The following is a 13,209-nucleotide window of genomic DNA, read 5'->3' on the forward strand; positions in this document are numbered from 1 at the left end:
TGGATGCGCATTATAGGGATGCGAAGAATTAACGCAAGCACTTTTTGAAGGTTTTTTTGAATATTTTCAAATTAATCAGATACCCACCAAGCGCAAACAAGTTACCCACAAACAACTGTGGATAACTGATGTTTTTTAGCAGAATAACTAAACTCTCCTCGCTTGTTATGGTAACTTGCGCCGCAGATTTTCCACTCGCTCACAAGGCAAGAAAAATGACAGACATTATAAATAGTATAAGTGGTCTCCTTTGGGGTCACATTCTGGTTTACCTTTTAATAGCTGCGGGGCTATTTTTCACTCTTCGACTTGGTTTTATTCAATTCACTCAATTCCCACATATGATCAAAGTGATGTTTCAGAGCCGCCAAGGTTCTGGCGATGGCATTTCTTCATTCCAAGCATTTTGTACTTCTCTAGCTGCGCGAGTTGGTACGGGTAATATGGCAGGTGTTGCCGTTGCACTTTATTTAGGCGGTGCCGGTGCAATTTTCTGGATGTGGCTTATTGCTTTAATAGGTATGGCGACAAGTTTTGCCGAGAGTACCCTTGCTCAAGCATATAAAACCGTCGATGAAGATGGCAACTTTCGTGGTGGCCCTGCTTATTATATGGAATATGGTTTGGGCAAACGTTGGATGGGTGTGATCTTTTCTCTTTGCCTTATTCTTGCTTTTGGATTGGTATTTAATGCTGTTCAATCAAACTCTATTGCTGCTGCATTTGATGTAGCGTTTGGTATTCCAAACTATGTTGTAGGTATCGGCTTAGTATTAGGGTCAGGTATTATTATTTTTGGTGGCTTAAAAACTATTTCACGTTTTGCAGAAATGGTTGTGCCATTTATGGCGCTGGCTTATTTGTTAGTTGCACTTTATGTGTGTGCCATGAACTACGATTTATTACCGAACGTATTTATGCATGTTATTAATAGTGCCTTTGGTATCGAGCAAGCGGGTGCGGGTGCAATAGGTTATGGTGTAATGCAGGCCATGATCCAGGGTATTAAGCGTGGCTTATTCTCTAATGAAGCTGGTATGGGTAGCGCTGCAAATGCTGCTGCAACGGCAACACCTAACCCACCGCACCCAGCCTCACAAGGTTATGTACAAATGCTCGGCGTATTTGTAGATACAATTATTATATGTACTGCAACTGCAGCCCTTATTTTATTATCACAACAGCTTATACCTGATTCAGGTGTGACAGGCATTGCGTTAACACAAGCAGCCCTTGAAGAACACGTTGGTAGTTGGGGTGCAATATTTGTTGCGATTGCAATTTTGTTTTTTGCATTTACCTCGATTGTTGCTAATTATTCTTATGCCGAAACCAATTTATTGTTCTTAGAGCATAACCATGCATCGGGTATGTTGATCTTCCGATTACTGGTACTTGGTATGGTGATGTTTGGTGCACTTGGTGAATTGCCACTAGTATGGACCCTTGCCGATGTTTCGATGGGTTTAATGGCTATTGTTAACGTAATCGCTTTATTTATGTTATCGGGCGTCGTTATTTGGCTCGCGAAGGACTACAACACACAACGTAAGGCAGGTAAATTACCTACTTTTGATCCTTCGCAAAACAAAAAGCTAGATCAAACCATTCCTAAAGGCGCATGGCGTAAATAATCTAGTTAAGTAAATTCTTATTTAGGGAGCGTTTGTGCTCCCTTTTTTGTATTTGCTAACTTTTCAAAAACAGACAATATGAATGTAATTTGTTGCTCGTTAAGCTTTGACTCAAGCTCAGTAACAAGCTGATCTTTAATTTGCGCTTTTAATGCTTGTTTTTGTTCTGCGGTTAGTAATGGCTGCGATTGTTGCTGATAAGATTGCACAGCAGTAAGCATATCCATCACCACGTCATTATCGAAATCGGTTAGCGCTGCTTTCGCATTACTAATGGCTTGTTCTGATTTATCAAAGACAGTCGATACTTTATCGACAAGCACGCTCACCTCATGAATTTTCAGTACGTCGTTAATGTTCGACATAATAATCGCAACAGGAATGAGTACTAATGAGATCGCTAGACAAAGCCCAAATACGGCGCCTACCCAAAACTGATTTAAGCCACGTTTAAATTGCTCCATTATCTTTCCTTGATCCTATTTATTGATTAAAACTTGAAACGCGTTAGCTGTTTTAAAAAGACTAAGGAAACTATAAAGCTATTTTGGCAATAAAAAAATAATTTGATGAGATTATAAAAAGAAATATAAATGAAAAAGAGAAGAGGTATTTTATATAAATGGTGCCCGGGGCCGGACTTGAACCGGCACGCTGTTACCAGCGAGGGATTTTAAATCCCTTGTGTCTACCAATTCCACCACCCGGGCATCGGGTTGCTCATAGAGCGCGTGGAGTGTTGAATGGAGGCGGAACCCGGAGTCGAACCGAGGTAGACGGATTTGCAATCCGCTGCATGGCCACTCTGCCATTCCGCCTTATCGCTTCCAAATAATTGGAGCGGCACACGAGGCTCGAACTCGTGACCTCAACCTTGGCAAGGTTGCGCTCTACCAACTGAGCTAGTGCCGCAAATTTGTTTCTGTCAGTATTTTGTCCGTTGGTGCACAACCTTGAGGTTGCGATGATAACGTCCTGGCAACTGAGCTAGTGCCGCAAATTTTTCTTTATCAAAATGGTGCCCGGGGCCGGACTTGAACCGGCACGCTGTTACCAGCGAGGGATTTTAAATCCCTTGTGTCTACCAATTCCACCACCCGGGCATCGGGTTTGCTATTTAAAGCAAGTGGATAAAGCTAATATGGAGCGGCACACGAGGCTCGAACTCGTGACCTCAACCTTGGCAAGGTTGCGCTCTACCAACTGAGCTAGTGCCGCATCATATTAACTCTAATATCATTTTTATAACCACATTTGGTGCTGTAGTTAACCACAAATGGTGCCCGGGGCCGGACTTGAACCGGCACGCTGTTACCAGCGAGGGATTTTAAATCCCTTGTGTCTACCAATTCCACCACCCGGGCATCGGGCCGCTCGTAAGAGCATGTGGAGTATTAAATGGAGGCGGAACCCGGAGTCGAACCGAGGTAGACGGATTTGCAATCCGCTGCATGGCCACTCTGCCATTCCGCCAAATTAGATAATTGGAGCGGCACACGAGGCTCGAACTCGTGACCTCAACCTTGGCAAGGTTGCGCTCTACCAACTGAGCTAGTGCCGCTTTCTTTATCTTGGGGGCTATGCCCTCTCAACACGGACGCATTCTACAGAGATTATTAAACGCGTCAATATAAAAAATGCTAGTTTTGAACTGTTTGCTTATTTTTTATCTAAAACGGTGTGTAATTAAACGTTTAGGATCAATTTTTGGTCAATTCTGACCATGCTGCCATTAAATACTGCAACATAGAACTAAGCGTTAAGAATGTTGCGACGTACAAAAGGCCATAACTTAAGTAGATCATCCATGTATCAAACTGCCAGATCAAACCAATAATGGCTAGCATTTGTGCCGCAGTTTTAAACTTGCCCATGTTTGATACAGCTACGTTGTCACGTTTACCCTGCTCTGCCATCCATTCGCGTAAGGCAGAGATAACAATTTCACGGCTAATAATCACTAATGCCGGAATAGTCATATACAAACTTTGATAGTGGCTTGATAAAGCAACCAGTGCTGCACACACCATTACTTTGTCAGCGACAGGATCTAAGAACGCACCAAAAGGCGTTGACTGATTTAAACGACGCGCTAGATAGCCATCAAGGATATCTGTGATTGACGCAAGCCAGAAAACAAACGCAGCTGCGAAAAACGCCCATGAGAAAGGCAAATAAAATATCACCAAAAAAATGGGGATAAGAAAAAGTCTAAAGGTTGTGAGTGTGTTTGGAATATTCCACATAACTACTTGGAGATGTCTTTTTTTACTATATTCGCACGAAGGCTACGCCTTGTCATGCAAATGATTAAATATCTTTTCAGCCATTTCAGGGCTGATCCCAGGAACTTGTTTTAATTGGTCTATATTAGCAGCTTTTACCCCTTGCATGCCCCCTAAATATTTTAATAATGCTTGTCGGCGCTTTTGTCCTACGCCGGTAATTTCTTCTAACAATGATTGTGTGCGTTGTTTTTGTCGTTTATTACGATGCCCTGCAATGGCAAAACGGTGCGACTCATCACGAATATGCTGAATTAAATGCAGCGCTGGCGCATCTGAATCAAGTGGTATTGTTTTACGTCCACCATCAATTAATAGCGTTTCTAAACCTGGTTTTCGGCTAGTACCTTTTGCAACACCCACCAGCAATGGCATTTTATTATGCGGCCAGTTTTCAAAATATTGCTCAGCACGAGATAATTGACCTTTACCACCATCGATGAAGATGACATCTGGAATTTTTTCTTCATCGACTACTTTGTTGTAGCGTTTATTAAGTGCAAATTCCATCGCAGCATAATCATCACCGCCGGTGATACCAGTAACATTAAATCGACGATATTCTTTATTATTAGGCCCTTGCGAATCAAACACCACACAACTTGCTACCGTGTTTTCACCCATTGTATGGCTGATATCAAAACATTCCATGCGATTAATATCATCTAGGCGTAATGTTTCTTTTAATTGTGCGTAACGTTTGTTGATTGAATCCTGCGTGCTTTGCTTAACACTAATGCTGTTAAGTGCATTTTTATTAGCAAGTTTTAAATACTGTGCCCGCTCACCGCGATTAGCAACTTTTAGACTCACTTTACGTTCAGAGATTGCCGTAAGCGCTTCGCTTAATGGCTCACTTTCTTCAATACTAAACGGTAATATAATTTCTTTAGCAATACGCCCTGTTGCACCGGGAGCTAGATAATATTGTCCTAAAAAAGAAGTTAGAATTTCTTCTTCACCTGAGTCTTTTGGCACTTTAGGGAAATAAGTTTTACTGCCTAGCACTTTGTGGTCGCGGATCATTAATAAGTGAACCGCATTTAAACCATTTAAATGCGCAAAACCCACTACATCCATTTCGGCATGGTTACCTGAAATAGATTGCTGCTCCTGCATTTTTCGAAGCAACATGATTTGGTCACGCACTTTGGCCGCAAGCTCAAATTTAAGTTCTTTACTTGCTTGCTCCATTTTAGTAACTAAATCGGCAATGACTTCATGAGATTTGCCCAACAAAAACTTGCGAACAAAATCAACTTCTTGTTGATATTCTTCATCGGAGATTTTATTCACACACGGCGCTGAGCAGCGCTTTAACTGATATTGTAAACATGGACGGCTTCTAGCTCGGTAATACGCATCTTCACATTGGCGAACCGGAAAGATTTTTTGCATTAAACGCAAACTTTCAGATACCGCTCCCGCACTTGGGAATGGGCCAAAATATTCACCTTTAATTTTTCGGCTACCACGATGAAAAGCAAGTCGCGGGTGCTTATGATCAGTTAAAAGAATATACGGATATGACTTATCATCTCGCAGCAAAATATTGTAACGAGGCTGATATTTTTTAATTAGGTTGTTTTCGAGTAATAAGGCTTCGGTTTCAGTGTTGGTCAGGGTGACTTCAATACCGCAAATATTACTTACTAATACACGCGTTTTGCTATCAGTCACATTGCTACGGAAGTAACTACTTACGCGCTTTTTTAGATTTTTAGCCTTACCAACATAGATAACTTGCCCTTCACTATCAAGCATTCGGTAGACACCGGGCTCACTTGATAGTGTTTTTAGAAAACGGGCTGGTTCGAAATCAGACATTGAGCAAATTAATGCGAGCTATCAATGTCGATCATTTTATGACGAATTGCTAAATGGGTAAGTTCAACATCCCCCCCTACATTTAGCTTTTCAAACATGCGATAGCGATAGCTATTCACTGTTTTTGAACTCAGGTTCAAGCGATCCGCAATATCTTGCGCTTTCTCACCTTTAGTGATCATCAGCATGATTTGCAGCTCACGCTCAGACAAACTCTGGAATGGGTTTTCATCTGTGCGACCGCTTACCTGAGCAAGGGCAATTTGTTGTGCAATTTCAGGCGCAATATAGCGTTGCCCTGCATTAACCGCACGAATGGCATTAACCATTTCATCAGAGCCGGCACCTTTTGTCAGATAACCATGAGCACCGATTTGCATTACTTTGCTTGGGAATGGATCTTCACAATGCACTGTAAGCACAATAATTTTTACATCTGGGCAATAACGACAGATTTTCTTTGTCGCTTCTAAACCGCCAATACCTGGCATATTCATGTCCATCAACACGATATCGGGTGAATGTTGACGGCAAAATTGCACCGCTTCTTCACCGGTTTTAGCTTCACCCACCACTTTAAAACCACGAACATCATCAAGTATACGTCTGATCCCTGTCCGTACAAGTTCATGGTCATCAACTAAAAGTACATTAATCAATGGAACACCCTCAAATAACCCAAATAGCTGCTTTCGCACAATTTAATGTGCCACATTAGCACAGAAAAAGTGAAACGATAAATCAAAATATCGTTTCACTAATTAATTTTAAGCTGAAGCTTTCTCGCTGAAACGATCAACCCATAGGGCAATGATACCATCACCTGTTACATTACAGGCAGTACCAAAGCTATCTTGTGCTAAATAAAGTGCAATCATTAATGCAACTGCACCTTCATTAAAACCAAGCATACTTGTTAAAAGACCCAATGCCGACATAACTGCCCCACCTGGTGCGCCAGGGGCAGCAATCATTACAACGCCTAGCATCATAATAAATGGCAACATACCAAATAACGATGGTACATCCATATTCGGTGATAAGAACATGACAGCCATTGCACATGTCACAATCGTAATTGTTGAGCCCGATAAATGGATAGTTGCGCATAAAGGCACTGTAAAGTTAGCAACATCTTCTTTTACGTTATTTGCTTTGCTTGAGCGAAGTGAAACTGGAATTGTTGCTGCACTCGACATTGTACCTAAAGCAGTAAAATAAGCGGGTAGCATATTTTTTACAAGCTCTAAAGGATTACGCTTTAGTAAAAGGCCTGTAGATACATATAAAACAGTAAGCCATAGCCAATGCATAATTAATGCAGCTAGCAAAACAATACCAAATGTTTGCAGCGTATCAACCACGGTGCCAGCAACTGTCATTTCCGCGAATACACCGGCAATGTAGAAAGGTAACGCAGGAATAATTACTTTTGCTAGTAAGCCATCAATCACATCACGGCCCTGATCAGATACTTTCTTTAACGTATCAAGCTGTAACTGGCTCATACCAATACCAAAAATGAATGCCGCAGCAAGTGCTGTCATTACACTCATTAGAGGTGGAATTTCTAAATCAATAAAGCTGCCAACTTCGGTAGCAACTTCTGCTTCAAACGTTAAACCGCCATCAAACAATGGGATCATAGCGCTGACAAGTAAAAACGCTAAGGTTCCAGCAATAACGGTTGAACCATATGCAAAGCCAACTGTTTTTCCTAACAAATGGCCTGACCCTTTTGGTAAACCAGCAATACCTGATGCGATAAAAAATAAAATAATTAACGGGATGGTAAAGGTGATCAACTGACCTATTATTTCTTTTACTGTGTAAAGGAGTTCAACACCTGTTAGTGGCACATATAAGCCCACTAAAATACCGGCAACAATACCAGCAATTAATTTTAGAATTAAATTCATAACGATCACTTCAATTTTTAGGTGGTAATCTTTTACCACGTTTTAGTTTACTTTTGTTATAAAACAGCCAAATTAACGTTTAACTGCGCAAATTACCACCACAGCTTGTTAGAATCTAATTTGAACGTAAATATATGCGCCCTGTCGCGTTGCATTTGTTAACAAAGTTGCAAATTAATAACATGCTCGCAGTTTTGAATACCCGTATAGTGCTTATGTATAAATCAATGTTAAGTGCCGCTCTATTAAGCGTGCCTTTTACCAGCTTGGCCACCAGCCAACCCGTCACCCTTCCTTTTATTGCAGAGCAGGCAACAATCGACGGCCAGCTCAATGAGCCAAGTTGGCAACGTGCCAAAAAAATTACCATAGACAATGTTACTTGGCCTTATGAAAACAGTAAAAGCCCAGTTACCACCCACGCTTATGTTTATGAAGATGGCGAAACACTTTTTATTGGCTTTGAAGCGAATGATCCAAACCCAGAGCTTATTCGTGCTTTTTACCGTGACCGTGACGCAGCCTGGGATGATGACCTAGTCGGGCTAAAAATTGATTCATACAATAATTCTCAATTAGCCTATCAATTTTTTATTAACCCACTTGGCGTACAACAAGATTCAATAGAAAACGAACTGACTAAACATGAAAGCTCATCATGGGACGGTATTTGGGATAGCGTCGGTGTTATTCATGATAAAGGCTACACAGTTGAAGTTGCCATTCCATTACGCGTATTGAATTTTGACGACAGCGTAGCAAGTAAGACTATGGCGATGGAGTTTTTACGCTTTTTACCGCGCAGTGAACGGTTACGTATCTCAAATATGCAAATTGACCATGGTAACAACTGTTGGATTTGCCAAATGCCAAGTTACCAAGGTTTTGAACAAGCAAAGCAAGGCAATAATGTGGCGATTATTCCATCTGTGGTGCTTGGCAAAAATGAGACCCGTGATATTGATGGCGCACAAGTGGCTGATTGGGAGACAGAAAACAATACTGAAGCCAGCCTCGATGTTAAATGGGGGATCACCCCAGATATCACTCTAAATGCGACAATTAATCCTGATTTTTCTCAGGTTGAAGCGGATGTAGCACAATTGAGTGTGAACAATAATTTCAGTTTATTCTTCCCAGAAAAGCGTGCCTTCTTTTTAGATAACGCTGACTACTTTGCCTCAACACTTAACCTTATTCATACCCGTAATATCGCCCAGCCAGATTACGGCACGAAAATCACCGGAAGTAAAAATGGCCATACATTTGCCGGCTTCATTGCCAATGATACACAAACCAATGTGTTGATCCCGGGCAATTTAGGCTCATCGCTTGTCGCCCTTGACGAGAAAAGTGAAAACGGTGCCCTGCGTTATCGATACGATTTTGAATCAGGATTATCACTCGGTTCAACGGCAACACACAGACAAAGTGATGACTATAAAAACACGGTTTATAGTATTGATAGCAAATACAAACCAACAGTGAACGATGTTTTCTTAGTGCAAGTATTAAAGTCACAAACGCAATACAGCCAAGATTTTATCGACGAGTTATGTGATGGTGATAACTGCTCACAACCCGAGCAAGTAATCTGTGAATTAAATAGTGACTGCGACTATAACGAAGGCGTACTTCGTGTTTTAAGTAGAGAACAGCAATCAGGTACTGGCTACTACCTAAAGTATCAACACGACGAGAAGTACTGGCGTGCCTTCGCTGATTATAATTACCGTGATGCTGATTTAAGAGCTGACTTGGGCTTTATCTCACAAGTTGATTTTAAAAAGTTTACGACTGGTGGCGAATACCGCTGGTATGGCGATAAAGGCAATTGGTGGAATCGCGCTAACCTTTACGCCGATTGGGATATTACCCACAACGAAAATAACGAACTTCTTGAAAAAGAAGCACAAACTAGTTTTTCAGTCAGCGGCCCGTTACAGAGCTTTTTTGAGGTCTCTGTTGAACACCGTAACCGCACCGGCCTTCGCCACGATAAATCACGTTTAGATATCGACGGCAACACTGACTTGTTTAGCGAAAATGGCGTTGGCTTTTACAGTGACTTTAAACCAAAAGCTGGAGTATTTGCTTCTCTATATATGTATACAGGTAATGCCGTTGATTTAGCGAATAACCGCGTTGGTGATAAGTTCCATATACGCCCTGTGCTGAATATGAACCTTGGTAAGCATTTTGAAGTGCGTTTACGTCATACTTATGAGCAGCTTGAAGCCGATGGCAGTGAAGTATTTACCGCCAACTTAAGTGATGTACGTTTTACTTACCAATTCAACGTGAATAGCTTTTTACGCCTTGCAGTCATTTATACCGATTTAGAACGCAACCAGGCTAATTACATTGATAATGTAGATAGCCAATATAAAAACCTAGCCACTCAGCTGTTGTATTCTTACAAGCTGAACCCGCAAACGGTATTCTTTGCTGGTTACTCAGATAATGGCTATCAAGATGATGAGCTATCATCAATTACTAAAGAGCAGCGTACGTTATTTGCCAAGTTTAGCTACGCTTGGTTGCTTTAAGACCCTATTAGCGCACCTTTTGGTGCGCGCCCTTCTTTTCCCACCTTATTACTAAATGCTATAAGCCTATTCGCTATATGTTATAGCCAAACTTTACTTTCGTTTTTATTTCACCACAGTAAAGTGTGACTATTACAGATCGCTAGCCTAAGCTAGTTGATCAACGATTGAATAAATTGCTTCCAAGGGAACACTATGTCTAACATTTTTGAAGATAATTCATTAACGATTGGTAATACACCAATTGTAAAGCTTAACCGCGTAACCTCAGGTAATGTATTTGCTAAAGTTGAATCACGTAACCCAAGCTTCAGTGTTAAATGCCGTATTGGCGCTTCAATGATCTGGGAAGCAGAAAAGTCAGGTGTATTAACCAAAGAAAAAGAGTTAATCGAGCCGACTTCAGGTAACACAGGTATCGCACTTGCGTTCGTAGCAGCTTCTCGTGGCTATAAGCTAACCCTTACTATGCCTAACACAATGAGCTTAGAGCGTCGTAAATTATTAAAAGCCTTAGGTGCTAACCTAGTATTGACTGATGGCGCTAAGGGTATGAATGGCGCGATTGAAAAAGCAAAAGAAATTCAAGCCAGTGAGCCTGAAAAATACATTCTTTTACAACAGTTCGAAAACCCAGCTAACCCGAAAATTCACTTTGAAACAACGGGCCCTGAAATCTATGAAGCAATGGACGGTAAAATTGATATCTTCGTAGCAGGTGTTGGTACTGGTGGTACTATTACGGGTGTTAGCCGTTACCTTAAACTAGAAAAAGGTTTAAATGTACAATCGGTTGCTGTTGAACCAACTAACTCTCCAGTTATTAGCCAAACATTAGCTGGTGAAGAAGTTAAACCAGGCCCTCATAAAATCCAAGGTATCGGTGCAGGCTTCATTCCTGGCAACCTTGATTTAGAAGTTGTAGACGCTGCAGAGCAAGTATCAAATGAAGATGCGATTGCTATGGCTCATGAACTGATGAAAAACGAAGGTATTTTAGTGGGTATTTCTTCTGGTGCAGCAGTAGTTGCGGCAAAACGCCTTGCTGAAAAACCAGAGAACGCAGACAAGAACATTGTGGTAATTTTACCAAGTGCGACTGAGCGTTACTTATCTAGCCCATTATTTGCTGAAGAGTTCAGCGATAAAGAGCTAGTTCAGTAACCACTAAGAATCACTTAGTTGTTAAAAAAGGATGCAGACATGCATCCTTTTTTATTACCTAAAATAAATAAAACCAATAATTTTACCGAGTTAACTTTACATCATGCTCATTTAGTCACACACTTAATTTTAAGTTCACTCGAAAAACTACAACAATGAAAAATATACTTTTAACTTTTATCCTTCTAAGTAGCAGCATTCTTTTCGGTTGCGGTTCTGAAGACGCACCAAAGGGCGAAAAAAATACCCCAGGTAATGTAGCGACTCTCTATTTTGATGCTTTATACAACCAAAACGATTTAAATCTTGCGATGGAATATGCCACGCCTAAAATGGCGCGAATTATGAAATCTTATGGCACCGCTGGGCAGTTCGCTCGTAACCTGGTTAATATGCAATACGATGAAGTGGTGATTGAAGTCGATATGACTAACATGAGTCTACGCGAACAATATGGCGATAAAGCTAACATCAATTTGATTTTTACGGGTTATTTTAATGGTAAGAAAATTGATGATATGCGCAGTGTGAAAATGATGCGTAAAAAAGGCAAGTGGTACATTGAAAAAATTAATGCCGATCCATTTGCGCGATAATTAATTACGAAAACTAAAAAAGGGCCTGAAGGGCCCTTTTTTTTGAAAGAGTATTACTGCAGAACAGTATGGATATTACTCTTCGTCAAACTCTTGATGTTGACGCTGTGCAGGACGCGCTAAGATTTCAACGTAAAACGATGTAAGCTGTTTTGCTTCGATATCGCTAATACATTTATTAATCTCTGCCACGTGAACGACATTGGCCTCATCCGGTGATTCACCAAACTTACAGTCAAACGCCCAATAGTCGGCGCCTGCTGGGAGTGTTTTATTACGCTCACGTTTTAAGTATTTTTTTACTTCGTGCTTGGCTGCATCAACCATACGAGGATATTTAATTTTCTCGTGGTTTAGCGTGAATGTTTTCTTCATTATAGTCCTAGTAACTTGGTTCAATGACAATGGCATTAAGCCATAGACTGCTATTATAACAAGCACATCTTAATTTAGCTGTACTTTTTGCAGTTTTACTTAAATATAAGTCTATTCTTAGCTTATTCTTAGTGTATTCGAAGTCTATGACATTTCGATTAAGCCACTTATACCTAAGCTGTAGCTAAATGAAGAGGTTGATGTATCGCCTCGTCAGTAAGGCTATCATAAAATGCAGCTGCATCGATTTGTGGGCGCTCAACGGGTTTATTTTTTTCATAAAAGCGTTTTCTAACTGCAGGCTCACAGTTATCAATCACTTCTAGCGGCACATGTTGCTTATCATCACGAACATTCAGTGGCTCTGGGTTTAAACAATGACGTAATCTGATGTCTGATAAACCACCTTGCAATAGTCTAAGTGCATTTTCTTGCCCAATCAGCATATCAAACTGTTCGGGAGCTAATGGTTGTGTGGGGCCTGCACCTAACTCGGTGCGCAAAGCAGATTCAGATACTTCAGGATTGCTTAATTCAGTTTTTGGCAGGTGAAACTGGCTAAAATCGAGCGCATCATGAGAAAGCATTGCTAGTAATAAAGCAAATTCTCCAGAGCGGTGCTCGTGAACACTTTTATTTAGACGATTATCGAGTTGGCTCTCTGTGAGCAACAAATCATCAATTTGCATAGTCTTTAGCCAAATAGTTTCTTGATTAACCAGTTATCGGCATTTATGCATTTTTCTTTAGTTTTTTTCTTTACTTAAATAATAAGTTTGCTATTATCAGCGCCGTTGCATTGGAGGGGTTCCCGAGCGGCCAAAGGGATCAGACTGTAAATCTGACGGCTCAGCCTTCGC

At 40.9% G+C, this 13,209-nt stretch carries 11 protein-coding genes and 8 tRNA genes; 4 read left to right on the forward strand and 15 right to left on the reverse strand.

The features are described from left to right. Positions 1 to 215 precede the first annotated feature (215 nt). Positions 216 to 1,634, forward strand: a complete 1,419-nt coding sequence (locus VRK28_RS04690) for an alanine/glycine:cation symporter family protein (RefSeq protein WP_062566984.1) — start codon at positions 216 to 218, stop codon at positions 1,632 to 1,634. Positions 1,635 to 1,651: 17 nt separating this feature from the next. Here VRK28_RS04690 and VRK28_RS04695 read toward each other — a convergent pair whose 3' ends face one another. From VRK28_RS04695 to VRK28_RS04755, 13 genes are all read right to left on the reverse strand, one after another. Then, positions 1,652 to 2,098, reverse strand: a complete 447-nt coding sequence (locus VRK28_RS04695) for a hypothetical protein (RefSeq protein ID WP_062566985.1) — start codon at positions 2,096 to 2,098, stop codon at positions 1,652 to 1,654. Positions 2,099 to 2,257: 159 nt separating this feature from the next. Next, positions 2,258 to 2,344: transfer RNA gene (locus VRK28_RS04700), tRNA-Leu, on the reverse strand. A 34-nt stretch (positions 2,345 to 2,378) separates the two neighbouring features. Continuing rightward, a tRNA-Cys gene (locus VRK28_RS04705) sits at positions 2,379 to 2,452 on the reverse strand. A gap of 18 nt (positions 2,453 to 2,470) precedes the next feature. Beyond that, a tRNA-Gly gene (locus VRK28_RS04710) sits at positions 2,471 to 2,546 on the reverse strand. 104 nt (positions 2,547 to 2,650) lie between these two features. Further along, a tRNA-Leu gene (locus VRK28_RS04715) sits at positions 2,651 to 2,737 on the reverse strand. A 39-nt stretch (positions 2,738 to 2,776) separates the two neighbouring features. Further along, positions 2,777 to 2,852, reverse strand: a tRNA-Gly gene (locus VRK28_RS04720). Positions 2,853 to 2,911: 59 nt separating this feature from the next. After that, positions 2,912 to 2,998 (reverse strand) — tRNA-Leu (locus VRK28_RS04725). A gap of 35 nt (positions 2,999 to 3,033) precedes the next feature. Next, positions 3,034 to 3,107, reverse strand: a tRNA-Cys gene (locus tag VRK28_RS04730). Between the two features lie 12 nt (positions 3,108 to 3,119). Next, positions 3,120 to 3,195 (reverse strand) — tRNA-Gly (locus tag VRK28_RS04735). Positions 3,196 to 3,334: 139 nt separating this feature from the next. After that, entirely contained in the window at positions 3,335 to 3,880 is a 546-nt protein-coding gene (gene pgsA / locus VRK28_RS04740) for a CDP-diacylglycerol--glycerol-3-phosphate 3-phosphatidyltransferase (RefSeq protein WP_062566986.1), read from the reverse strand. 42 nt (positions 3,881 to 3,922) lie between these two features. Continuing rightward, positions 3,923 to 5,746, reverse strand: a complete 1,824-nt coding sequence (gene uvrC, locus VRK28_RS04745) for an excinuclease ABC subunit UvrC (protein WP_054553646.1) — start codon at positions 5,744 to 5,746, stop codon at positions 3,923 to 3,925. 8 nt (positions 5,747 to 5,754) lie between these two features. Further along, the gene (gene uvrY / locus VRK28_RS04750) at positions 5,755 to 6,405 is read right to left on the reverse strand and encodes a UvrY/SirA/GacA family response regulator transcription factor (RefSeq protein ID WP_054564041.1); all 651 of its coding nucleotides are present in this window, start codon (positions 6,403 to 6,405) and stop codon (positions 5,755 to 5,757) included. Between the two features lie 108 nt (positions 6,406 to 6,513). Continuing rightward, positions 6,514 to 7,665 (reverse strand): dicarboxylate/amino acid:cation symporter, encoded by a 1,152-nt coding sequence (locus tag VRK28_RS04755; protein WP_054553767.1) that lies wholly within the window; start codon positions 7,663 to 7,665, stop codon positions 6,514 to 6,516. Positions 7,666 to 7,880: 215 nt separating this feature from the next. Here VRK28_RS04755 and VRK28_RS04760 point away from each other — a divergent pair, with 215 nt between their 5' ends. The 3 genes from VRK28_RS04760 (at position 7,881) to VRK28_RS04770 (ending at position 11,974) form a co-directional block, all read left to right on the forward strand. Continuing rightward, a complete protein-coding gene (locus VRK28_RS04760) occupies positions 7,881 to 10,214 on the forward strand; it encodes a carbohydrate binding family 9 domain-containing protein (protein ID WP_156426513.1) in 2,334 nt (777 codons plus the stop codon). A gap of 195 nt (positions 10,215 to 10,409) precedes the next feature. Continuing rightward, positions 10,410 to 11,378, forward strand: coding sequence for a cysteine synthase A (cysK, locus tag VRK28_RS04765; RefSeq protein WP_058583732.1), 969 nt, complete (start codon positions 10,410 to 10,412; stop codon positions 11,376 to 11,378). Between the two features lie 155 nt (positions 11,379 to 11,533). Beyond that, positions 11,534 to 11,974, forward strand: a complete 441-nt coding sequence (locus VRK28_RS04770; protein ID WP_054564020.1) for a hypothetical protein — start codon at positions 11,534 to 11,536, stop codon at positions 11,972 to 11,974. Between the two features lie 75 nt (positions 11,975 to 12,049). Here VRK28_RS04770 and VRK28_RS04775 read toward each other — a convergent pair whose 3' ends face one another. Then, positions 12,050 to 12,349 carry a DUF6172 family protein gene (locus tag VRK28_RS04775; protein ID WP_062566987.1) on the reverse strand — a complete coding sequence of 100 codons (300 nt, stop codon included), beginning with the start codon at positions 12,347 to 12,349 and terminating at the stop codon, positions 12,050 to 12,052. A 173-nt stretch (positions 12,350 to 12,522) separates the two neighbouring features. Further along, positions 12,523 to 13,038, reverse strand: a complete 516-nt coding sequence (locus VRK28_RS04780; RefSeq protein WP_332393597.1) for a VC2046/SO_2500 family protein — start codon at positions 13,036 to 13,038, stop codon at positions 12,523 to 12,525. Between the last annotated feature and the right edge of the window lie 171 nt (positions 13,039 to 13,209).

This window comes from Pseudoalteromonas sp. P80D2 (genome assembly GCF_036680945.1).
Taxonomy (GTDB): Bacteria; Pseudomonadota; Gammaproteobacteria; order Enterobacterales; family Alteromonadaceae; genus Pseudoalteromonas; species Pseudoalteromonas shioyasakiensis.